The following is a 22,030-nucleotide window of genomic DNA, read 5'->3' on the forward strand; positions in this document are numbered from 1 at the left end:
GCGTCAGGAGGAAACACGTGCAACAGCTTGATATTCAGACCCAAGATGAACTTTTGCGCGTGGCTCATCTGCTCGCCGATGCGGCCCGCCCCGAGACGTTGAAATACTTCCGGCAAGCCAATCTCAGCACTGATAATAAAGACGCGTCTGGATATGATCCTGTCACCGTGGCTGACAAAGCTGCGGAAAAGGTCATGCGCGCAATTCTCGCACGCGAACGCCCCGACGACGGTATTCTGGGTGAAGAATTCGGAACCACATCTGGCACATCCGGCCTGACGTGGGTTCTTGATCCGATTGACGGCACGCGCGGATATGTCAGCGGTACGCCGACTTGGGGCATCCTGATTTCTGTTGCGGATCAATCTGGGCCCTTAATGGGCCTAATTGACCAGCCCTATATCAATGAACGTTTTGTCGGCGGTTTCGGCCGTGCATTTATGACTGGCCCGCTTGGTGAAAAGCCGTTGGTGACCAGAACGGCGATGCCCATTGGTGAGGCGCGATTGTTAACCACATTCCCTGAAGTCGGCAGCTTGACCGAAGGGCAGGCGTTTCACAAAGTCGCCGAGCAGGTTCAATTGACCCGTTATGGCATGGATTGCTACGGCTACGCTTTGCTCGCATCGGGGCAGGTCGATTTGGTGATCGAGGCAGGGCTAAAGCCCTACGACATCCACGCGCCGATTGCGGTAATCAAAGCGGCGGGTGGTATCGTTTCCAACTGGCAGGGCGGTGCCGCGCACCACGGCGGGCGCATCGTTGCCGCCGCAAACGCGGAAATTCACGCGGCCGCATTGGCGATTTTGCAAGACAGTATCAATGACTGATACCCTAATTAAACAGGCGCAGATTGTCCTCACGATGGATGATGCGCGCTCTGAACTGTCGGATTGCGACATTCTGATATCTGGTGGTGTGATCGCTGCAATTGGTCCAGATCTGATCGCCGACGGTGCCACAATTTTGCATGCCAATGGCTGCGTCGTGACGCCCGGCCTCGTGAACACGCATCACCATCTTTACCAGACTTTAACGCGGGCAGTGCCGGGCGGGCAGGATGCGTTGCTGTTCGGTTGGCTAAAGACGCTCTACCCGATTTGGTCGAAATTCGGGCCTGAAGAAATGTTCATCTCGGCGCAGATTGGTCTCGCCGAACTGGCGCTGTCCGGCTGTACGATGACCTCTGATCACTTGTACCTGTATCCCAATGGGTCGCGTTTAGACGACACCATAGCGGCGGCCCAAGAGGTAGGGATGCGTTTTCATCCGACTCGTGGCGCAATGAGCATCGGGGAAAGTGCGGGTGGCTTGCCGCCTGACCGCTTGGTCGAAGATGAGGCCGCGATTCTTAACGATAGTATCCGCGTCATCGACACATTTCACGACGCACAGCCTGGTGCCATGGTCCGTGTCGGCGTTGCACCGTGTTCGCCGTTCTCGGTCAGTCGTGAGTTGATGCGCGACGCCGCAATTCTTGCGCGAGACAAAGGTGTTATGATGCATACGCATCTGGCGGAAAACGACGAAGACGTTGCTTATTCTCTGGCTCAATTTGGCTGCCGCCCCGGTCAATACGCTGAAGGCCTCGGTTGGACTGGCGATGACGTATGGCATGCGCATTGCGTGAAGTTGGACGTGCAAGAGATTGATCTATTTGCGAAAAGTAGAACGGGCGTCGCTCATTGCCCCTGTTCGAATTGTCGCCTTGGCTCTGGTATTTCGCCTGTCCGTGCGATGCGCGATGCGGGCGTGCGTGTCGGGTTGGGCGTTGACGGCTCTGCCAGCAATGACGTCGGCAACGTGATGTCCGAAGCGCGCCAGACGATGCTTCTACAACGGGTGGCAAACGGGGCCGACGCGATGAGCGCACGTGAAGCGCTTGAGATCGCGACTCGCGGTGGGGCGCAGGTGCTTGGCCGCGACGATTGCGGTCAAATCGCAATCGGAAAACGCGCCGATATCGCAATTTGGGACGCAACTGGCGTGGAAAGCGCGGGTAGTTGGGACCCAGCAGCGCTCGTATTGGCCGGACCAGCGAAAGTACGCGATTTATTCGTCGAAGGTAGGCAAATCGTCGCCGGCGCGAGAATAGTTTCATTTTGCCTTAATGAAGCCATCGTAAAACAGAATAAGTTAGCGCGGAAGCTAGCGGAACTCTGACTTACAAGGCCGAATAATGCGCATTTTGATGATGGTGGGGCTTTGCGCCTCTTTGATGGGCTGCATCGTAGTCCCAATTCCTGTGACTGTATCGTCAGAATCATTCCGGCCAAGCGAGGCACCGTTGCCCGCAACCTCGCCTGCAATTCAAAAATTTGACAGCCAGTTTGCAGCCTTGCGCCGTGAAAAAGGCCTAGCACCGTTGCAGTCGAATTCTCGCTTGGATGCCGTTGCACAATCACACAGCGCGGACATGCTAGCCCACGGATACATCGCGCATGAGGATCGCAATGGGCAGCGTGCCCAAGCACGTGTGCGTCGTGCGGGCATCACGCGATGCGGCATTGGCGAGAATATCGCAAAAGGGCAGGGCAGCGTGGAAGAAGTGATCGCGGCTTGGATGACGTCGTCTGGCCACCGCCGCAATATGCTTAAAAGCGACTACGCGAGCTACGGCATTGGCCGCGTAGAAGATTATTGGACCATCGTTTTTGCGTTGTCGTGTTAAGCGACGCGCTGACCTGCAACCCAAACATCTTTAATTGCGCGGTCATCACCCATCATGATGGTCGGGAACAGCTGATCCCAAAAGCTTTCTGCGGATCGGGTGCGCTGTGCTATCGCGGGGGTCGCTGCGAGGTCTAGCACGGTGATATCCGCCATTGCCCCTGCGCCAAGATGGCCAATTTGGCCCTGCTGATGCAAAGTGGCTGCTGACCCTTCAGTCGCCAGCCACATCAATTGCGCCGCATGTAAAACGTCACCGCGCAGTTGGCCGATCTCGTAGGCGGCGGCCATCGTGCGCAACATCGAAAACGACGATCCGCCACCGGTATCCGTCGCTAAACCCATCGCAACACCAGCACGCGCAAGGCCAAGAACATCACACATACCTGATCCAATAAACGTGTTCGAGGTCGGGCAGTGAACGACGGCAGCACCCACCTCTGCTAGCCGCGAAATCTCGCGCGGTTCAAGGTGGATCGCATGACCATACAGGCCCTTAGCCCCCAATAAACCATGCGCTTCGTAGGTGTCCAAGTAATCGCGAGACGTCGGATACAAATCCTTTACCCATGCAATTTCGGGATGCTGTTCACTGAGGTGCGTTTGCATCAAGCAATCTGGATTTTCAGCCCACAAAGCCCCCAACGCGCTAAGTTGATTCTGCGTGGATGTCGGCGAGAATCGCGGTGTAATCGCATAGGCCGCACGCCCGTTACCGTGCCATTTTTCGAGCAACGCTTTGCTATCATCATAGGCCGTCTGGGCCGTATCCACCAACGTATCTGGCGCATTCCGATCCATACAGGTCTTGCCCGCGACGACGGCCATATTGCGCTGGGCGGCGGCTGTGAAAAACGCATCAACGCTTTCGGGATGGATGGTGCAAAAGCTGGTCAGCGTGGTTGTGCCATGCGCCAATGCCAGATCAAGCGTATCGGCGGCGACGGCATCGGCATAAGCGCGGTCACCGAACTTGGATTCTTCGGGGAATGTATAGGTGTTCAGCCAGTCAATCAGTTGCTTGCCCCAACTCGCAATCATACGCGTTTGCGGGTAATGCATATGCGCGTCGACAAAGCCCGCATGGATCAGCCCATCGCCATAATCGACGATTTTGGCTTGCAGATGCGCGCGCTTTAGCGCGTCGGCGTCATCCACTGCCAGAATGCGCGACCCTTCGATAAGCACAGCGCCGCGACTATTGTGATGCGTCACGTCCTGCCAATCCGAAAGCAAAGGATTACCAGAAAAATGAAGCGTTTGACCGAGAAGAAGATGTTGTTCCATGTGACAGACTTACGTGCGAATTCCAGCTACGTAAATCCGTGAAACCCATTGTGAACAAGTTGCATTCCACTATGTTACTGCGAATTGCAGGAGGTGGGCATGACAGACTCCAACCAGATTTCTCTCGACGCTGAAGACGAAGCATTCGGCATCAACGACCGTTTTGTTGATGAGGTGCTTGAGGCCGTCGAGAACGGCGATTCGGTAGCGCTAAGTACAATGTTCGACGCGGTTCACCCCGCTGACATCGCCCATCTTCTCGAAGTGATTGATGGGCGTAGCCGGAAAGAGCTGCTTTCGCTTTGGAAAGGCGGACTTGACGGCGAAGTTCTATCTGAACTTGACGAAAACCTGCGCGAAGAGGTCATTAACAGCCTCGCGCCGTCCGAATTGGTCGACGCTGTGCGCGAACTCGACAGTGATGACGTAGTCAATCTGGTCGAAGATCTGGGGTCCGAGCAGCAAGAAGCTGTTCTCGATGCGCTGGACGCTTCGGACCGTGTCGCCGTTGAAAAGGCGTTGGCCTATCCAGAAGAATCCGCTGGTCGGCATATGCAGGTCGAATTGGTCCGTGCGCCGCAGCACTGGACCGTTGGCGAGGCGATAGATTTCTTGCGGTCTGACGATAACACGTTGCCTGACCAGTTTTATCATCTGATCCTCGTAGATCCGCGCATGAAAGCAGTTGGGTACGTGACGCTCGGGCGCATTTTGTCTACACGCCGCGATGTGCCGCTGAATGATATTAGCGAAGACAGCTTTCGCACCTTTAACGTGAACCAAGACGTTGAAGAGGTCGCGAACGCGATTAACCACTATCACATGATCACCGCACCAGTCGTTGACGACGATGACCGGATCGTGGGTGTAATTACAATCGATGACGCAATGGCGTTTATCGAAGAAGAAGCCGAAGAAGACTTGATGCGTCTTGCCGGGGTTGGCGAAGGCAGCCTATCTGACAAGGTCGTAGATACCACGCGGCAGCGGTTCCCGTGGCTCGCGGTCAACCTAGTGACTGCGATCTGCGCGTCGCTGGTGATCTCAATGTTCGAGAGCACGATCACAGAGTTGGTCGCCCTCGCTGTGTTGATGCCAATTGTGGCCTCGATGGGCGGGAACGCAGGCACGCAGTCGTTGACGGTTGCTGTGCGTGCGCTTGCGACCCGCGATTTGACCAGCTCTAACGTGTGGCGCGTCATCCGACGCGAGGCGCTTGTTGGCTTGATCAATGGTGCGATATTTGCGGTCGTCATGGGCTTGATCGGTGCGGTCTGGTTCGGCCAACCGATGCTGGGCGTCGTGATTGCTGTTGCGATGGTCATTAACCTTGTGGTTGCTGGGCTTGCCGGAACGATGGTGCCTGTTGTGCTTGAAAAAATCGGGGTTGATCCGGCATTGGCGTCTGGGGCGTTCGTGACGACCGTCACCGACGTGGTTGGTTTCTTTGCGTTTCTCGGCTTGGCCGCGGCGTGGTTACTGTAGTGGATTTGACCGCGATTAAGACTGCGGCACGCAAAGCCGCATTCGCACGGCGCAAGCAAGCGCACGAACGCGGGCAGGGGACAGCGGGCTATTTATCCGAAGTTCTGGCAGGATATCGCGGCGTTTCAGTCGCTGGTTATATGGCGATGCGATCCGAAATCGATCCAGCCGCTGCGATGGCCGAATCTGCGGCGCATGGGGAGGTCGGCGTACCTGTGATTATCGGCGCTGGGCAGCCGCTTAAGTTCCGGCAGTGGGCGCCTGATAGCGTCATGGTGTCTGGTGAATTCGGGGCGAATATCCCTGAAACGGGCGCATGGATGACGCCAGAAATCGTGATCGTGCCGCTGGTTGCGTTTGACCGTAAAGGCGGGCGTTTAGGCTATGGCGGCGGGTTCTATGACCGCACGCTTGAGCAACTTAGGGCTATTCGCCCCACGCTTGCCATTGGCTTTGCCTATTCGGATCAAGAGGCGGAAGAGTTACCGTTAGAACCAACGGATCAACCACTTGATTTGATCGTCACCGAATACGGCGTTATCCAACCTGCGCCCTAGGCTCCGATTTTTCGCGAAAAATCTTACGAATTTTCTAGAAAATTCGATCCCCGCCCCATAAGGACGTGTTATGAAAATACTCTTTCTTGGCGACGTCATGGGACGCGCGGGCCGTGCGGCCATCACCGAACATTTACCACGTCTGCGCACCGAATGGGCGCTGGATTTTGTTGTTGTGAATGGCGAAAATGCAACCTCAGGCATGGGCCTGTCCGGACTACATGCGGACCTGATCTTTGCAGCGGGTGCTGATGTTGTGACCTTGGGCGATCATGCCTTCGATCAAAAAGACATGCTTACCTATATCGACAAAGAACCACGCATGATCCGGCCTTTGAACTTTTCGAAGAACGCACCGGGCATCGGTGCGCGCGTGTTCGAGGCAACGCGCGGACGCAAGGTTCTGGTCACGCAAGTCTTGGGTCAAGTATTCATGAAGCGACCCTTCGACGATCCATTCTCCGCACTTGATGCGGTCTTGCGGCAATATCCCATCGGCGGGCAGGTGCAAGCCAGCCTTGTTGATATCCACTGTGAAGCAACGTCAGAGAAAATGGCCACCGGACATTTCTGCGACGGTCGAGCCAGTATTGTCGTCGGTACACACACGCATGTCCCAACCAGCGACGCGATGATCCTGCCGCGCGGCACGGCGTATCTGTCGGACGCGGGCATGTGCGGTGACTATAATTCCGTCATTGGCATGGAAAAAGAAGAACCTCTGCGCCGTTTCATCACTGGAATGCCCAAAGCGCGATTTACCCCCGCTGCTGGCGAGGCCACGTTGAGCGGGTTTTATGTTGAAACCGATGATCTCACTGGCAAGGCTGTGCGTATCGAGATGGTGCGTCAGGGTGGCAGACTTACGCAAGCTGGACCACTCTGACCGCTTGCAAGCCAGCCCACAAAGCGCAACAGTAACATGCGGCTATAGGGCAAACGAATGAACGATTTTTCTTTTTTCTCCGACACGCAAGCGGCACTGTTGACGCTTGCGGTTGTTGTCGGAATGTTTGGTATGTTCCTCAAGGAAATCTACCCTACCGAAGTTGTGGCGATGATCGGGGTTTCGATCCTGCTGATTGCCGGCGTATTGCCCTACTCAGAGGCGGTCGCGGCGCTATCAAATCCGGCTCCTTGGACCATCGCTGCGATGTTTATCATCGTAGGCGCGTTGGTGCGCACGGGTGCGTTGAATGCCCTGACGGAAATCGCCGAACGACAAGCCAAGATCAATCCCGCACGTGCCATCGGCGGATCGTTGATCTTTGTTGCGTTCGCGAGCGCGATTATGAACAACACGCCGCTAGTCGTCGTCATGATCCCCGTCTTTATTCAGCTTGCGCGTACATTAGGGACATCGGCGTCTAAGTTGTTGATCCCGCTAAGCTATGCCGCGATTGTTGGCGGTACGATGACGCTGCTTGGGACATCGACAAACCTGCTGGTCGACGGTGTGGCGCGGTCCTCTGGTATGGCGCCATTCAGCATTCTGGAGATCACACCTATCGGCCTTGTCGTGGTGGCGTGGACGTTCATGTACCTTTATTTTGCGGGACCAAGGTTGTTGCCCGACCGCGCATCCATGGGGCAAATGCTATCGGACAGATCGAAAATGCGGTTCTTTTCCGAGGCAGTGATCCCGCCGGACAGCAACTTGATCGGTCGTCAGGCGACCGACGTGAAATTATTCCAGCGCGACGGTGTGCGCTTGATCGATATCGTGCGCGGTGACGCATCGCTACGGCGCAATATGGATGCGGTAGAGTTGCAGGTCGGGGACCGCGTGGTTCTGCGGACGGCGATGTCGGAATTACTGTCATTGCAGGCGACCAAAGACCTGCGGCGCGTCGATCAGATTTCTGCCGTCGAAACCACAACCGTCGAAGTTCTGATCACACCGAACTGTCGCATGATTGGGCGTACCTTAGCGTCGTTGCGACTGCGGCGTCGCTATGCGGTTTATACCCTCGCGGTGCATCGCCGTGACGCGAATATTAACCGCCAAATAGATGAAATTGTTGTCAAAGTTGGGGACACTCTGCTGCTCGAAGGGTCGCCAGAAGACATTCAACGTCTGTCTGACGACATGAACCTTGGCGATGTCTCAAAACCATCCGCACGGGCGTACCGCCGCGAGAAATCTTGGATCGCGATGGCGGTACTTCTTGGCGTTGTTGTGCTTGCGGCATTGAATGTCGCGCCGATCTTGTTGCTCGCAATACTGGGCGTCACGGTCGTGCTCATGACGGGCTGCATCGACGCTGACGAGGCATTTTCCTACATCGATGGCCGTCTCTTGGCGTTGATTTTCGCGATGCTTGGCGTTGGTGCGGCTTTGCAATCGTCCGGCGCCGTAGCGCTTGTCGCGGATACCTTGTCGCCTGTCATGCTGACATTGCCACCATTTTTTGTGGTGCTCTCGGTCTACTTGCTGTCCAGCATTCTGACCGAATTGGTCAGCAACAATGCGGTTGCCGTCGTCATGACGCCGATTGCAATCGGCTTGGGCTCTGCGTTGGGCGTCGATCCGCGCCCGCTGGTCGTGGCCGTCATGATCGCGGCGTCTGCCAGTTTCGCGACGCCAATCGGGTATCAGACAAACACGCTCGTTTATGGACCCGGCGGCTACAAATTCAGCGATTTCCTAAAGTTTGGAGTGCCGTTGAACCTGTCGCTTGCGCCAATCGTTTCGTTCGTCATTCCGTTCATTTGGCCGCTTTAACAGCCAATCGACATTGCAACGCCCCGCAACGATGCCGTATAGAGACGCAGATTTATTGCATTCAGCCGACACCTAAGACAAAGGGGATTTCCCATGGCAGGCCACTCAAAATGGGCGAATATTCAGCACCGCAAAGGGCGTCAGGATAAAATCCGGGCCAAGGTGTTTTCGAAGATGAGTAAAGAAATCACTGTGGCCGCCAAAATGGGCGACCCTGATCCGGACAAAAACCCGCGTCTGCGGATGGCCGTGAAAGAGGCAAAATCGGTGTCCGTGCCAAAAGACGTGATTGATCGTGCGATCAACAAGGCGACTGGCGGCGACGCCGAAAACTACGACGAAATCCGCTACGAAGGGTACGGCCCGAACGGGGTCGCTGTGATCGTCGAGGCGATGACCGACAACCGCAACCGCACCGCGTCGACTGTGCGCTCGACGTTCACGAAAAACGGCGGAAACTTGGGCGAAACTGGCTCTGTTGGCTTCATGTTCGACCGCAAAGGCATGGTGTCCTATCCGGCTGCTGTTGGCGACGCTGACACCGTTATGATGGCAGCACTCGAAGCCGGTGCAGAAGACGTCGAAAGCGATGAAGACGGCCACGTCATCTACACGGGCGATACCGATTTGCACGAAGTCTCGAATGCGCTCGAAGCCGAATTGGGCGAAAGCGAAAGTTCGAAATTGATCTGGAAACCGAATATCCAGACTGATCTGGATTTGGAAAGCTTGATCAAACTGATGAAGCTTGTTGACGCGCTCGAAGACGATGACGACGTGCAATCGGTCACAACTAACTTCGAGGCGACCGACGAAGTTATGGCCGCTTTCGCCGAGAGCTAAAGCAGGGCTGAAAGCCAATCCCAACTGATAGTTAATTCAAGAGCGCGCCAGCATTAACGCGCTCTTGTTATTTCTTAGACGACCTGTCACCGCTTCAACATGACCAACGCAAGACCAGCAAACGCCATATTTTGGATGGTCGTCACCGGCCTTAATTTTGTAGCCGTGACCGCCATTGTGAAACACATCGGATCAGCCATGCCCGCAGCGCAGGGCGCGTTCCTGCGGTATGTGCTAGGCTTGATTTTTCTGCTGCCAATGATCCGCCCGATCTTGTCAGCGCACCTCACCCGTCGCCAGATCAAGCTTTTCGCGTGGCGCGGTGTCGTGCATACGCTGGCCGTTATCCTGTGGTTTTTCGCGATGGCACGCATTCCCATCGCTGAAGTCACGGCAATGAATTATCTGTCGCCCGTTTATGTCACAATCGGCGCTGCAGTGTTCCTTAAGGAAAAGCTACCACCAAGGCGCATCGCCGCTGTCGTCGTCGCATTGATTGGCGCTTTCATCATCCTGCGGCCTGGTATCAAAGTGATCGAGCCGGGTCATATCGCGATGCTCGGCACTGCCGTGATGTTCGCAGCAGGCTACCTGATCGCAAAGCAATTGTCCGGCGAAGTTTCCCCCGTCGTGATCGTCGGCATGTTGTCCTTGACTGTGACCATCGGGCTGGCCCCATTTGCCTACGCCGTCTGGGTGACGCCGACGCTTGAACAGCTTGGCTGGCTATTCTTGGTCGCGTGTTTTGCCACAGCAGGGCACTACGCGATGACGCTGGCCTTTGCTGCCGCACCGCTGACCGTGACGCAACCTGTGACGTTCCTGCAATTGGTCTGGGCCGTTCTGCTGGGTTATTTTGTATTCTCCGAGCCAATCGACGGATGGGTCGTGATCGGCGGTCTGGTGATCATGGCATCTGTCAGTTTTATCACATGGCGAGAAGCCGTTGCGCGTCGTTCAGTGACGCCGCCGATGGGCGCGACAAAGCTCTAAAAACCCCAGAAAAACCGTTTAACGGCTCTTCCAAAACGACGCTTTGGTTTTTTGTTGATTGACTGGTCAATAAAAAATATGCGAAGGCAGGCGCAAGGGAGATGCTTATGCCGAAAATAGGAATGGAACCAATCCGACGCGCTGCATTGGTCGAAGCGACAATCGCTGAGATTGGGGCGGCAGGGACGCTCGATGTAACAGTTAGCCAAATTGCTAAGCGTGCAGGCATGTCATCGGCTTTGGCTCATCATTATTTCGGCGGCAAAGATCAGATTTTCCTCGCGGCCATGCGTCATATCCTGACCGAATACGGTGCCGAAGTGCGTATCGAATTGTCTCGTGCAACGAATCCCGGCGACCGTGCGCGTGCAATCATCCGTGCCAGCTTTGCGCAATCCTGCTTTGCACCCGCGACGGTCAGCGCGTGGATGACCTTCTACGTTCAGGCACAAACCAACCCCGAAGCATTGCACCTTCTGCGGATTTACCAGCGTCGGTTGCGGTCAAACCTGACCAGCGCCTTGCGCCCGCTCTGTGACAACCCGCAATCCGCAGCCGATATGCTCGCCGCGTTGATTGATGGCCTCTATATCCGCGCAGCCCTGACTGCGCCCGATGCGAACCCCGAAGGGCAGGCCTTTGCATTGCTGTCGTCACTGACCAAGGGTGCAGCATGACAAAGCCAAATATCCTGATTATCATGGTCGATCAGCTAAACGGAACACTGTTCCCTGACGGTCCTGCCGATTGGCTTCATGCACCAAATCTCAAGAAGCTCGCAGCACGTTCAACCCGTTTCCAGCAATGCTACACCGCATCGCCACTATGCGCCCCAGGTCGTGCATCCTTCATGACCGGGCAACTGCCGTCGCGTACCGGTGTCTTTGACAATGCAGCAGAATTCGCGTCTAGCCTACCGACATACGCCCACCATTTGCGCCGCGCTGGCTACCAAACCTGCCTGTCCGGCAAGATGCATTTCGTCGGACCAGACCAATTGCACGGTTTCGAAGAGCGCCTAACGACGGACATTTACCCGCCAGATTTCGGCTGGACCCCAGACTACCGCAAGCCCGGTGAACGCATCGATTGGTGGTATCATAACATGGGCTCCGTGACGGGCGCAGGTGTCGCTGAAATCACCAACCAAATGGAATACGACGACGAAGTTGCCTATCACGCGACCCGCAAGCTCTACGATCTGTCGCGCGGCCACGACGACCGCCCTTGGTGCCTGACCGTCAGTTTCACGCATCCGCACGACCCCTATGTCGCCCGCAAAAAATATTGGGACCTCTACGACGACTGTGACCATCTGATGCCCGACATCGGGCCAATCCCCTACGATGAGCAAGACGCGCATTCGCAACGCATACTCGACGCCAATGATCGCGATAACTTCAATATCACCGAAGACATGATCAAACGGGCAAGACGCGCCTATTTCGCGAATATTTCCTATCTCGATGACAAGGTCGGCGAACTGCTGCAAACGCTAGAAGATACCCGCCAAGAGGCGACGATCCTGTTCGTGTCCGATCACGGTGATATGCTGGGCGAACGCGGTTTGTGGTTCAAAATGTCGTTCTACGACGGCTCCGCGCGTGTCCCGATGATGATTTGCTCGCCGGATATGGCGCCGGGCCTCGTCACAACGCCGGTATCGAATATCGACGTTTGTCCGACGCTTTGCGATCTCGCGAACGTCGATATGTCAGAACTCATGCCATGGACGCAAGGCGAGAGCATCGTGCCGCTTGGCCAAGGTGGCAGTCGCGATACGCCCGTCGCGATGGAATATGCCGCCGAAGCGTCCTATGCGCCCGTCGTTTCCCTGCGCTACGGCAAGTGGAAATTCAACATGTGCAGCCTCGACCCTGATCAACTGTTCGACATGGACAACGATCCGCACGAGTTAACAAACCTCGCGGACCACCCGGCGCACCAAGGCACATTAACCACGATCAAAGCCAAAGCACTGGCGCGTTGGGACCTCGAAAAGTTCGATGCGGACGTGCGTCATTCCCAAGCTGGACGCTGGGTCGTCTACGAATCTTTACGCAACGGGGCCTACTTCCCGTGGGATTTCCAACCGCTGCAAAAAGCGTCCGAACGCTACATGCGCAATCACATGGATCTCAACGTTATCGAGGAAAATCAACGCTTTCCTCGGGGCGAGTAACCCCTTCATTTCGCCACAACAACTCCCGCCGGAGGCACCGACATATGCACCAACAACCCACAGCCAGTCATTTCATTGACGGTCAATACATCGACGACACCGCAGGTGATGCATTCGATGTACTCTATCCGGCCACAGGCGAAGTCATCGCGCGACTACACGCAGCAACCCCCGCGATCATTAACCGTGCTTTAGACGCAGCGCGACGTGCGCAAACAGACTGGGCAGCGCTGACGGGCACAGAACGTGGGCGCGTGTTGCGCCGTGCCGCTGATATCATGCGCGAGCGGAACCACGACCTATCCGTGTTAGAAACCTTTGATACCGGCAAACCCTATCAGGAAACATCCGTCGCAGATGCAACATCTGGTGCCGATGCACTCGAATATTTCGGCGGACTTGCAGGCAGCTTGACGGGCGAGCATATTCAACTTGGCGCTGATTTCGTCTATTCCCGTCGCGAGGCGCTTGGCGTCTGTGTCGGCATAGGCGCGTGGAATTACCCCACACAAATCGCGTGCTGGAAAGCAGCCCCCGCCTTGGCCTGCGGCAACGCGATGGTTTTCAAACCGTCTGAAACGACGCCGCTATCCGCGCTCAAGGTCGCAGAAATTCTGAACGAAGCAGGCGCACCCGCGGGTACTTTCAACGTTGTTCAAGGGCTTGGCGCTGTCGGTGCGTCACTTGTGACGGACCCACGCGTGGACAAAGTATCGCTCACTGGATCGGTGCCGACGGGTCGTAAAGTCTACGCCGCTGCGGCCGAGGGTATGAAGCACGTCACGATGGAACTCGGCGGCAAATCTCCCTTGGTGATCTTCGACGACGCTGATCTTGAGAACGCGGTTTCTGGTGCGATCTTGGGGAATTTTTACTCAAGCGGGCAGGTCTGCTCGAACGGCACCCGTGTTTTTGTGCAAAAAGGGATCAAGGACGCGTTTTTGAAACGCCTGTCTGAACGTCTGAAAGGCGTCATCATGGGGGACCCGCAAGACCCGAAAACCAACTTTGGGCCGATGGTTTCCAAAAACCAGCGCGACATCGTTGAAGGCTACATCGCCAAAGGTATCTCCGAAGGTGCGCATGTTAGCTTCGGTGGGAAACGTGTTGATAAAGCGGGGTTTTTCATCGAGCCGACAGTGTTCTCTGATGTGACTGACGATATGACCATCGCCCGCGAAGAAATCTTTGGTCCTGTCATGTCGGTGCTCGACTTCGACACCGAAGAAGAAGTTATGCGACGTGCAAACGACACCGAATTCGGTCTCGCTGCGGGCGTATTCACCGCGGATTTGACTCGTGCGCACCGCATGGCGGCAGGATTTGAAGCAGGTACTTGCTACATCAACACCTATAATCTCGCACCCGTTGAAGCGCCGTTTGGCGGTATGAAAATGTCCGGTGTTGGGCGTGAAAACTCAAAAGCCGCGATTGAACATTATTCGCAACTCAAGGGCGTTTACGTCGCCATGACCGATGTCGAGGCACCGTTTTAATGCAGGCTGATTATGTAATCATCGGGGCAGGGTCCGCGGGCTGCGCTATGGCCTACCGCTTGGTCGAGGCGGGCAAAGATGTGCTGGTGATCGAGCACGGTGGGTGGGACGGCGGCCCCTTCATCCAGATGCCTGCCGCACTGTCCTATCCGATGAATATGCCTATGTATGACTGGGGTTTACAGACCGAACCTGAACCACATTTAGGTGGTCGCAAACTGGTTACACCGCGCGGAAAAGTCATCGGTGGATCGTCATCAATCAATGGCATGATCTACGTGCGCGGCCACGCGATGGACTACGACCACTGGGCGGACAGCGGGGCGCAGGGTTGGTCCTACGCTGACGTTTTGCCCTACTTCAAACGCATGGAAAACTGGCACTCTGGCGGGCACGGCGGCGACGCAGAATGGCGCGGCAAGGACGGCCCGCTGCACGTCACACGCGGACCACGCAAAAACCCGTTAACCCTGGCATTTGTCGAAGCAGGCAAGCAGGCAGGCTATCAGGTCACCGGAGATTACAATGGCGAGCAACAAGAAGGTTTTGGGCCTTTTGATGCGACGATCTGGAAAGGGCGGCGCTGGTCGGCCGCCAACGCATATCTGCGCCCAGCATTGAAAAAAGACAATTGTAAGCTGGTTCGCGCCTTTGCACGCCGCATTGTGATTGAAAAAGCTAAAGCCGTCGGCGTCGAGGTCGAAATCAAAGGGCAAGTGCAAACGATCAAAGCCAACATCGAAGTCATCGTCGCGGCCTCGTCATTGAACTCGCCAAAGCTGTTGATGTTGTCGGGCATTGGTCCAGCAGCGCACCTCGCAGAACATGGCATCGACGTCGTCGCCGACCGTCCCGGTGTCGGTCAAAACCTGCAAGATCACCTCGAACTTTACATCCAGCAGGCCGCGATCCGTCCTGTTTCATTATTCAAATATTGGACCTTGCTTTGGAAAAGCCGGATCGGACTGGAATGGCTGATCCGCAAAACGGGTCTCGGCACGTCGAACCAATTCGAAAGCGCGGCGTTCATTCGGTCCCGTGCTGGCGTGAAATACCCCGACATTCAGTATCATTTCCTGCCCATCGCAGTGCGTTACGACGGCACAGTCGCGGCTGAAGGGCACGGTTATCAGGCTCATGTCGGTCCGATGCGCTCTGTTTCGCGCGGTCAGGTCACGTTGCGATCTGCCGATCCGCAGGACAATCCGAAAATCCAGTTCAACTACATGTCTGATCCCTCGGATTGGGACGATTTCCGCAATTGTATTCGCCTGACACGCGAAATTTTTGGCCAGGACGCCTTCGCGCCGTACCGTGGTAAAGAAATCCAACCGGGTGATGATGCGCAAACCGACGAAGCGCTGGATGCGTTCATCAAAGAGCACGTGGAAAGCGCGTATCACCCCTGTGGCACCTGTAAAATGGGGGCTGTGGATGACCCGAGTGCGGTTGTTGATCCTGAAGGGCGTGTCATTGGTGTGGACGGGTTACGTGTTGCTGACAGCTCGATTTTTCCGCGGATCACGAACGGCAATCTCAACGGGCCATCGATTATGGTTGGTGAAAAGATCGCAGACTTTGTGCTTGGTAAACAGCCGCTTGCCCCGTTGAACGAAGCGCCTTGGATCCATCCACAGTGGGAAACGCAGCAGCGTTAATCGACTTGGTACGGCAGCATGCCACGGTAGTTCGGATCGACGCGCAATTGCCGTTCAAGCGGCGGAACAGCACGTTGGTGACAGTTCTTTCGCTCGCAAATGCGGCACGAAATACCAATTGGTTCATAGGCTTCCGGCGCGCTTGTGTTCATGTGATCGGCGTAGACAACGGCGCCCGCGTGTTTCACTTCGCAGCCCAATCCGATTGCGTATCTTCGGACAGGCGCAGTGTAGGAACCGCCCGATTTGCTGACGTCTCGTGCCAGGCAAAAGTAGCGTGCGCCGTCGGGCGTTTCTGCCAGTTGACGTAGGAATTGCCCCGGTGTTTCAAATGCACGGTGCACGTTCCACAACGGGCAGGCGCCGCCGTAGCGTGCGAACTGCAATGTCGTTGCCGAGTGCCGCTTTGTGATTGTGCCGGCTTGGTCAACGCGGACAAAAAAGAAAGGTATTCCCTTTGCGCCCGTACGTTGCAGCGTGGACAAGCGATGTGCGATTTGTTCAAGTGATGCGCCGAACCGTGCGGACAGTATTTCCAGATCATGTCGGGTGCTTTGGGCGGCTTCGTGGAAGGCGGTGTAGGGCATCAGTGCGGCCCCAGCAAAGTAGTTGGCTAACCCAACTTTCGCGATGTTCCGCGCCGCTTCAGATTGAAAACGTGCAAGATCCAATGTTGCTTCTAACAATTCTCCGCGTGTCAGCAGGGCAAGCTGCAACAACAGTTGAAACCGCTGTGTTTCAGTAGGTGAAAACTGGGAAAGTGTAAGGATTTTTGTTGATGAATCATAAGACCTTATAGCATCGACGGCTGCAATTTTAACTGTAACGCCGGCCGCATTCAGCGCGTCGGTTGTTGCCTGAATCAGTGAAATGTCAGGACGCTTTGCCCGCGCAAAACGCTCTGCTGCGCGGTCAACAGGATCAATGTAATTGTCGCAATAGTGAAAGAAATCGCGCACCTCTTCCCATGGGCTCGGCGTAGGTCGTGCGTCTTCGCGACCCAATGCTTCATCCAGCGAGGCCAGCCGTTCTTGGCTCTGCCGATAGCCTGTATGCAGGTCTAAAAACGCCCGAACGAGCGCGGGCGCATTTGCGGCTGCAAGTCGCAAATCTACAAGTGGTGGCGTGGTCCCTGTGAAGACTGGATCAGCCAGCGCCTCTCTCATATCGCTCACAAGCCGCGCTTCGTCGCCTGCTTGTAGCTCGGTAACGTCGAACCCGAATTCTTGCGCGAGACCCAAAACAACGGTCGTGCTGACGGGCCGATTGTTGTTTTCCATCTGGTTCAGGTAGGGCAGGGACACGCCCAATCTGTCAGCAAAAGCCTTTTGCGTCAGCGCGACGCGGCCCCGCAATTCACGTAGCTTTGCGCCTGCATATAATTTCTGAACCGCCATGATGTCGACCTTTGCAGTTTAGCTGTCTCTCGACATAGCGCCTGCAAATGTTGCAAATCAAGCGTTGATCTGTTTCGTGCGTTGCATGACCAACAATAGCGACACCATCGCGAGGACCGACACGATAAGCATGAGCCATTGCAGTGGGACCGTGCCGGTTTCGACGGTCAGCAATCCACCTGCAAGCTGCGATAGTCCTGCGCCTCCGCCGACCATGATCGCGCCGCCAAGCCCGCTGGCCGTGCCCGCTAAACGTGGACGAACAGATAGCAAACCCGCGGTGGCGTTAGGCATGGTGATGCCGTTGCCCAATCCTAGGAATGTGCAAAAACCAAAGAAAATCAATGGGTGATGAATGCCAGCGAGTGCTAGCAGCAACGAGGCGCCCATCCCTGCAACGGTGACGATTGTCCCGATCAAGGCCATCCGGTTAATCCCGAGTTTGACTGAATACCGTCCCGACAAGAAATTGCCAGCTGCATAGCCGATCGCAGGGGCGCCAAGACCGACGCCGCTCCAGAATGGTGATAGGTTAAACACCGCGCCCGCGATGAATGATGCACCACCTAGCAGTGCGAAAAACGCGCCGGACGCAAAGGCCGTGCATAGTGCATAGCCCCAAAAACGAGGCGATGCGAACAGATCTGGATAGCTTTTAAGTTGCTCGCCAAAGCCCATGCCGCCGTCTTGCACCGTTTCACCCAAATCCAAGAAGCAGAGCACCCACACCATCGCGCCGGAGATCGTCAGAAAAGCAAAGGTCGTTTGCCAGCCAAAGAACTGCTGAAATACGCCGCCGATCATCGGCCCGAACATCGGGACAAGCGCCATGCCCATCGTGACGTAGCCGATCATCGACGCGGCTTGGTCTTGCGGGACCATATCGCGGACGATCGTGCGGCTCAGGACAAGGCAGGTTGCGACTGCCGCTTGAAGCATCCGAAACCCGAGAAAGACTTCGATCGACGTCGCAAACATTGCGCCGAACGACGCGACGATAAAAATCCCAATCGCGATCAGCGTCACATTGCGGCGACCCACTTTGTCCGAAATCGGCCCGACGAACACCTGCAAAACCGCAGTGACGGCCAGATAACCTGATAGCGAGATTTGCATCACGGCGTAGGACGTGTCGAAGTATTCTGTCATCGCGTTAAGCGACGGCAGGAAGATCGACATGTTTAACGCACCAACTCCGGCGAGCAGAATGAGCGTGACGATGTGGGGCGGGGTCGTGCGGTCCAAAAACCGAACCTGTGCTCGTGTTGTCATGGCATAGACTTATGCGGGGCGGCCCATCCTGTCCATGGTCGGTGGTGCGAGAGGGGTGTGCAAATGCGCAGGGGTGGAGGGTTTGCAGATTTGCAAAAAATGAAATCGTAAATAAACGATATTTGCAAATCTACTCATTCATGCTTCCCGTAAGAGGCGAATAACATTACCAATATGGCAACCGCAGCAAAAGAGATCCGTCATGAATATTCTCCAAGAGCTTCAAGATCGTCGTGAAATTGCCCGTTTGGGTGGTGGCGAAAAACGGATCGTGGCACAGCACGCCAAAGGCAAGCTGACAGCGCGCGAACGCATTGATCTGCTGCTGGATGATGGGTCATTCGAAGAATTTGACATGTTCGTGGCTCACCGTTGCACCGACTTTGGTATGGAAAAACAACGGCCTGCGGGTGATGGCGTTGTGACGGGCTGGGGCACGATCAACGGGCGGATGGTCTATGTGTTCTCTCAGGATTTCACCGTTTTTGGCGGGTCTTTGTCCGAAACGCACGCGCAGAAAATTTGCAAAATCATGGATATGGCCATGCAAAATGGCGCGCCAGTGATCGGTTTAAACGATTCCGGTGGTGCGCGTATTCAAGAAGGCGTGGCGTCGCTTGCGGGATATGCCGAAGTTTTCCAGCGCAACATTATGGCGTCCGGTGTCGTGCCGCAGATCAGTGTGATCATGGGGCCATGCGCGGGTGGTGCCGTGTATTCACCTGCGATGACCGACTTTATTTTCATGGTGAAAGACACGTCCTACATGTTTGTGACCGGCCCCGACGTCGTGAAAACCGTCACAAACGAAGTCGTCACCGCAGAAGAACTCGGCGGTGCATCGACACACACCAAGAAGTCATCGGTCGCCGACGGTGCGTTTGAGAACGATGTCGAAGCTTTGATCGAAGTCCGCCGCTTGGTTGATTTCCTGCCGCTCAATAACCGGCAAAAAGCGCCGGTGCGTCCGTTTTTTGACGACGTGAACCGCATTGAGGATAGTCTTGATACGCTGATCCCTGACAACGCGAACACGCCTTATGATATGAAAGAGTTAATCACCAAGCTCGGTGATGAAGGCGATTTTTACGAAATCCAAGAAGATTTTGCCAAGAATATCCTGACTGGTTTTATTCGTCTCGAAGGCCAGACCGTAGGCGTCGTGGCAAACCAACCGATGGTTCTGGCTGGGTGCCTCGATATCGACAGCTCGCGCAAAGCGGCGCGGTTTGTGCGATTCTGCGATGCATTTGAAATTCCGATTCTCACGCTCGTAGATGTGCCAGGTTTCTTGCCGGGGACGGGGCAAGAATATGGCGGCGTGATCAAACACGGCGCGAAATTGCTCTTTGCATATGGCGAAGCGACGGTGCCGAAGGTCACAGTCATCACCCGCAAAGCCTATGGGGGCGCCTACGACGTGATGGCGTCCAAGCATTTGCGCGGCGACTTTAACTATGCATGGCCGACGGCCGAGATCGCTGTGATGGGCGCTAAGGGTGCGACTGAAATCATCCACCGCGCTGATTTGGCCGACGCTGATAAAATCGCACAGCACACTAAAGATTATGAAGAACGCTTTGCGAACCCGTTTGTCGCGGCGGAAAAGGGTTTTATCGACGAGGTGATCCTGCCGCATTCAACTCGTAAACGTGTATGCCGCGCCTTCGCGTCTTTGCGGGGTAAAAAAGCCGAGAACCCGTGGAAAAAGCACGACAATATCCCGCTGTGATCTGAATAATCCCTGCATTTCAACCACAAATTCGTGCCGAAGATCAGAAAGGAGCCAGTAATGATTTACAAAACCCTCGCACCAATTACGCTGGCTCTGGTCGCCACTGCTGCGACGGCTCAAGAAGTGATTGTGCCGTCCGGCATCGATGTCCAACTCTACGATGTGATCTTGGAACCTGCGACTCAAACCGCCCGTTTCCGGTTCCACGCGCCAGACATTGGCGGCGAAAATGGTGTCAGCTTTGCGCAGGCCGTGCCGGATATCCAATACCTCTGCGATGAGATCGTTGTGCCCGGTTTGGCTGAAAACGGATGGATGGGCGGCGACGTCGTGATTAGTCTTTCTGCAAACAAAGTCGCATTTGGCGTGGCGCACCCCGAGACCATCCAGTATTTCCAACCCTTCAGTATCCAGGCAGGCGCCTGCATGTGGGAGGATTTTTGATGACGACACACAATATAGTAGGGGGGATTTCCGCTGATGCACCCCCACCACAGACCACCAGTTTTGACCTAATGTTCTTTGGCGAATCTCAAGTTGCTGCTAACACCAACCCATGCGGGGCTAACACCGCACGGGCAATCAGATGGACGAGGTCGAATGACCCGACATCTGTCGTAGAGCAGAGCAGGACATCCCGATGGCAATTGGAAAAAAGACCTTTATGGTCGCAACTTTCATGGCAATCACCGCACTTTTCGGCAACATCGGCGCGTCTAACGCAGACACGTTGCACAAAGCGCCCGCTACCGAAAACATCACCGACTTTAACATCAAATAGCGCAATCGCGCTTGGGTGGTCGTGATGGAAAAACATCGCGGCTTCCCAGGTCGGCTTGCTGGCACTGATTTTCAATTCACCATTCGTCGTGGCACCAAAGACGGTGTGGCAACGGCGATCACAGAACGGGCGCGCCATCCTGATCGCAGACCTGCGGACAGGCGGGCTGATGCGGGCTTTATGAAAGCGCTGTGGGAACAATTTGGTGACCAGCCATTTGAACGCGGCAATCTCGACGCAGGCCGGCTTAGCTGGCTTTTCGGGCGCGAAGTCATCCCCGCCCAAGATCCATTTGACCCCGAAGACTACTACGCGCTTTTGCAAATCGACGTGAAGCGCGCGCGGATCAGTTTTCCCGAGATTGCAGGCATGGGATGACAGCAACCGTCGGCACGAATTCGCAAAGCGATCCGCAGTATCAGCAAGATTTAGCGCATTGGCGCGCGGGTTTTGGTGATGTCTTTGCAGGTTTATTCGGATCATGCCAACGATTGGGTACGCAGCGCCGGACCCCACGTCTTGCGTCATATGATTATGTGCGTGTCCCTCACTCCCGCCGGTCTGGCCCTCACATGGGTCAGCCGGTCCCTTTTTCTGCACGATGCGCAGAAAAATGCCGGAACTGTGAATTTTCTCTTGTCGAAACTGCACGTTCAGTTGATTTGTTGGCTATTGCAAATCTTGAAAAGGGTACAACGATATGCTTAAGAAAACTTGGATCATCGCAGCTGCAGCTTCATTCGCTCTGGCCGGTTGTTTGGAAACTGACCTGCAGCGCGGCGTCGCTGGCGCAGCTGGCGGTCTCGTCACTGCAGAAGTTCTTGGAACAGACCCAACAGCAACTGCTGTTGCTGGCGTTGCCGCTGGTCTGCTCTGTGACGACGCTGGCATCTGCCGCTCCGCACGCTAAGACTTTTCGCGCTACACCGGCGCGTCACACTATCATGAA

At 55.5% G+C, this 22,030-nt stretch carries 21 protein-coding genes; 18 read left to right on the top strand and 3 right to left on the bottom strand.

The features are described from left to right. Window positions 1-17 precede the first annotated feature (17 nt). The 3 genes from FHS72_RS02215 to FHS72_RS02225 are packed head-to-tail and all read left to right on the top strand — an operon-like array spanning window position 18 to window position 2,671. Window positions 18-830 (top strand): inositol monophosphatase family protein, encoded by an 813-nt coding sequence (locus FHS72_RS02215; RefSeq protein WP_343042633.1) that lies wholly within the window; start codon window positions 18-20, stop codon window positions 828-830. Further along, window positions 823-2,163, top strand: a complete 1,341-nt coding sequence (locus tag FHS72_RS02220; RefSeq protein WP_183524865.1) for an 8-oxoguanine deaminase — start codon at window positions 823-825, stop codon at window positions 2,161-2,163. Before FHS72_RS02215 ends, FHS72_RS02220 begins: the two co-directional genes overlap by 8 nt. A 16-nt stretch (window positions 2,164-2,179) precedes the next feature. Then, the gene (locus tag FHS72_RS02225) at window positions 2,180-2,671 is read left to right on the top strand and encodes a CAP domain-containing protein (RefSeq protein ID WP_183524867.1); all 492 of its coding nucleotides are present in this window, start codon (window positions 2,180-2,182) and stop codon (window positions 2,669-2,671) included. Here the strand turns inward: FHS72_RS02225 and guaD are convergent. Further along, the gene (gene guaD, locus FHS72_RS02230) at window positions 2,668-3,957 is read right to left on the bottom strand and encodes a guanine deaminase (RefSeq protein WP_183524870.1); all 1,290 of its coding nucleotides are present in this window, start codon (window positions 3,955-3,957) and stop codon (window positions 2,668-2,670) included. The genes FHS72_RS02225 and guaD overlap by 4 nt on opposite strands. Window positions 3,958-4,056: 99 nt before the next feature. On the opposite strand from guaD, the gene mgtE reads away from it, so the two are divergent. The 10 genes from mgtE (at window position 4,057) to betA (ending at window position 15,896) form a co-directional block, all read left to right on the top strand. After that, on the top strand, window positions 4,057-5,442 hold the full coding sequence (gene mgtE, locus FHS72_RS02235; RefSeq protein WP_183524873.1) for a magnesium transporter: 1,386 nt from the start codon (window positions 4,057-4,059) through the stop codon (window positions 5,440-5,442). Next, window positions 5,430-5,999: a 5-formyltetrahydrofolate cyclo-ligase gene (locus tag FHS72_RS02240; RefSeq protein ID WP_343042634.1), complete on the top strand. Its 570-nt coding sequence runs from the start codon at window positions 5,430-5,432 to the stop codon at window positions 5,997-5,999. Before mgtE ends, FHS72_RS02240 begins: the two co-directional genes overlap by 13 nt. A 70-nt stretch (window positions 6,000-6,069) precedes the next feature. Beyond that, entirely contained in the window at window positions 6,070-6,885 is an 816-nt protein-coding gene (locus tag FHS72_RS02245; protein WP_183524876.1) for a TIGR00282 family metallophosphoesterase, read from the top strand. A 57-nt stretch (window positions 6,886-6,942) separates the two neighbouring features. Then, window positions 6,943-8,724: an SLC13 family permease gene (locus FHS72_RS02250; RefSeq protein ID WP_183524878.1), complete on the top strand. Its 1,782-nt coding sequence runs from the start codon at window positions 6,943-6,945 to the stop codon at window positions 8,722-8,724. Between the two features lie 93 nt (window positions 8,725-8,817). After that, entirely contained in the window at window positions 8,818-9,567 is a 750-nt protein-coding gene (locus FHS72_RS02255; RefSeq protein ID WP_183524881.1) for a YebC/PmpR family DNA-binding transcriptional regulator, read from the top strand. A gap of 99 nt (window positions 9,568-9,666) precedes the next feature. Continuing rightward, on the top strand, window positions 9,667-10,560 hold the full coding sequence (locus FHS72_RS02260) for a DMT family transporter (RefSeq protein ID WP_246414419.1): 894 nt from the start codon (window positions 9,667-9,669) through the stop codon (window positions 10,558-10,560). A 107-nt stretch (window positions 10,561-10,667) separates the two neighbouring features. After that, a complete protein-coding gene (gene betI, locus FHS72_RS02265) occupies window positions 10,668-11,237 on the top strand; it encodes a choline-binding transcriptional repressor BetI (RefSeq protein ID WP_183524883.1) in 570 nt (189 codons plus the stop codon). Continuing rightward, window positions 11,234-12,742, top strand: a complete 1,509-nt coding sequence (gene betC, locus FHS72_RS02270) for a choline-sulfatase (RefSeq protein ID WP_183524886.1) — start codon at window positions 11,234-11,236, stop codon at window positions 12,740-12,742. The genes betI and betC overlap by 4 nt, the downstream gene beginning before the upstream one ends. Window positions 12,743-12,786: 44 nt before the next feature. Further along, on the top strand, window positions 12,787-14,238 hold the full coding sequence (betB, locus tag FHS72_RS02275; RefSeq protein WP_183524889.1) for a betaine-aldehyde dehydrogenase: 1,452 nt from the start codon (window positions 12,787-12,789) through the stop codon (window positions 14,236-14,238). After that, on the top strand, window positions 14,238-15,896 hold the full coding sequence (gene betA, locus FHS72_RS02280) for a choline dehydrogenase (RefSeq protein WP_183524902.1): 1,659 nt from the start codon (window positions 14,238-14,240) through the stop codon (window positions 15,894-15,896). Before betB ends, betA begins: the two co-directional genes overlap by 1 nt. Here betA and FHS72_RS02285 read toward each other — a convergent pair. Beyond that, window positions 15,893-17,293: a helix-turn-helix domain-containing protein gene (locus FHS72_RS02285; protein ID WP_183524904.1), complete on the bottom strand. Its 1,401-nt coding sequence runs from the start codon at window positions 17,291-17,293 to the stop codon at window positions 15,893-15,895. The genes betA and FHS72_RS02285 overlap by 4 nt on opposite strands. Before the next feature lie 57 nt (window positions 17,294-17,350). Beyond that, window positions 17,351-18,565, bottom strand: coding sequence for a multidrug effflux MFS transporter (locus tag FHS72_RS02290; RefSeq protein WP_183524906.1), 1,215 nt, complete (start codon window positions 18,563-18,565; stop codon window positions 17,351-17,353). Between the two features lie 202 nt (window positions 18,566-18,767). Here FHS72_RS02290 and FHS72_RS02295 point away from each other — a divergent pair, with 202 nt between their 5' ends. The 5 genes from FHS72_RS02295 (at window position 18,768) to FHS72_RS02315 (ending at window position 21,991) form a co-directional block, all read left to right on the top strand. Next, a complete protein-coding gene (locus FHS72_RS02295) occupies window positions 18,768-20,297 on the top strand; it encodes an acyl-CoA carboxylase subunit beta (protein WP_183524908.1) in 1,530 nt (509 codons plus the stop codon). A 60-nt stretch (window positions 20,298-20,357) separates the two neighbouring features. Further along, window positions 20,358-20,744: a DUF6497 family protein gene (locus tag FHS72_RS02300; protein WP_183524910.1), complete on the top strand. Its 387-nt coding sequence runs from the start codon at window positions 20,358-20,360 to the stop codon at window positions 20,742-20,744. A gap of 196 nt (window positions 20,745-20,940) precedes the next feature. Then, window positions 20,941-21,081, top strand: a complete 141-nt coding sequence (locus FHS72_RS02305) for a hypothetical protein (RefSeq protein WP_183524912.1) — start codon at window positions 20,941-20,943, stop codon at window positions 21,079-21,081. A 24-nt stretch (window positions 21,082-21,105) separates the two neighbouring features. After that, window positions 21,106-21,459 (top strand): hypothetical protein, encoded by a 354-nt coding sequence (locus FHS72_RS02310; protein ID WP_183524915.1) that lies wholly within the window; start codon window positions 21,106-21,108, stop codon window positions 21,457-21,459. 322 nt (window positions 21,460-21,781) lie between these two features. Continuing rightward, a complete protein-coding gene (locus tag FHS72_RS02315; RefSeq protein WP_183524917.1) occupies window positions 21,782-21,991 on the top strand; it encodes a hypothetical protein in 210 nt (69 codons plus the stop codon). Window positions 21,992-22,030 lie beyond the last annotated feature (39 nt).

It is taken from the genome of Yoonia ponticola (assembly GCF_014199395.1).
Taxonomy (GTDB): domain Bacteria; phylum Pseudomonadota; class Alphaproteobacteria; order Rhodobacterales; family Rhodobacteraceae; genus Yoonia; species Yoonia ponticola.

Bases quoted from the DNA above. Each gene is read 5' to 3' on its own strand.
- mgtE (WP_183524873.1), top strand. From the start codon at position 4,057: ATGACAGACTCCAACCAGATTTCTCTCGACGCTGAAGACGAAGCATTC.
- FHS72_RS02250 (WP_183524878.1), top strand. From the start codon at position 6,943: ATGAACGATTTTTCTTTTTTCTCCGACACGCAAGCGGCACTGTTGACG.
- guaD (WP_183524870.1), bottom strand. From the start codon at position 3,957: ATGGAACAACATCTTCTTCTCGGTCAAACGCTTCATTTTTCTGGTAAT.
- FHS72_RS02300 (WP_183524910.1), top strand. From the start codon at position 20,358: ATGATTTACAAAACCCTCGCACCAATTACGCTGGCTCTGGTCGCCACT.
- FHS72_RS02225 (WP_183524867.1), top strand. From the start codon at position 2,180: ATGCGCATTTTGATGATGGTGGGGCTTTGCGCCTCTTTGATGGGCTGC.
- FHS72_RS02310 (WP_183524915.1), top strand. From the start codon at position 21,106: ATGGAAAAACATCGCGGCTTCCCAGGTCGGCTTGCTGGCACTGATTTT.
- betC (WP_183524886.1), top strand. From the start codon at position 11,234: ATGACAAAGCCAAATATCCTGATTATCATGGTCGATCAGCTAAACGGA.
- FHS72_RS02220 (WP_183524865.1), top strand. From the start codon at position 823: ATGACTGATACCCTAATTAAACAGGCGCAGATTGTCCTCACGATGGAT.
- FHS72_RS02305 (WP_183524912.1), top strand. From the start codon at position 20,941: ATGGCAATTGGAAAAAAGACCTTTATGGTCGCAACTTTCATGGCAATC.
- FHS72_RS02315 (WP_183524917.1), top strand. From the start codon at position 21,782: ATGCTTAAGAAAACTTGGATCATCGCAGCTGCAGCTTCATTCGCTCTG.
- betA (WP_183524902.1), top strand. From the start codon at position 14,238: ATGCAGGCTGATTATGTAATCATCGGGGCAGGGTCCGCGGGCTGCGCT.
- FHS72_RS02255 (WP_183524881.1), top strand. From the start codon at position 8,818: ATGGCAGGCCACTCAAAATGGGCGAATATTCAGCACCGCAAAGGGCGT.
- FHS72_RS02260 (WP_246414419.1), top strand. From the start codon at position 9,667: ATGACCAACGCAAGACCAGCAAACGCCATATTTTGGATGGTCGTCACC.
- FHS72_RS02295 (WP_183524908.1), top strand. From the start codon at position 18,768: ATGAATATTCTCCAAGAGCTTCAAGATCGTCGTGAAATTGCCCGTTTG.
- FHS72_RS02245 (WP_183524876.1), top strand. From the start codon at position 6,070: ATGAAAATACTCTTTCTTGGCGACGTCATGGGACGCGCGGGCCGTGCG.
- betI (WP_183524883.1), top strand. From the start codon at position 10,668: ATGCCGAAAATAGGAATGGAACCAATCCGACGCGCTGCATTGGTCGAA.
- FHS72_RS02290 (WP_183524906.1), bottom strand. From the start codon at position 18,565: ATGACAACACGAGCACAGGTTCGGTTTTTGGACCGCACGACCCCGCCC.
- betB (WP_183524889.1), top strand. From the start codon at position 12,787: ATGCACCAACAACCCACAGCCAGTCATTTCATTGACGGTCAATACATC.
- FHS72_RS02285 (WP_183524904.1), bottom strand. From the start codon at position 17,293: ATGGCGGTTCAGAAATTATATGCAGGCGCAAAGCTACGTGAATTGCGG.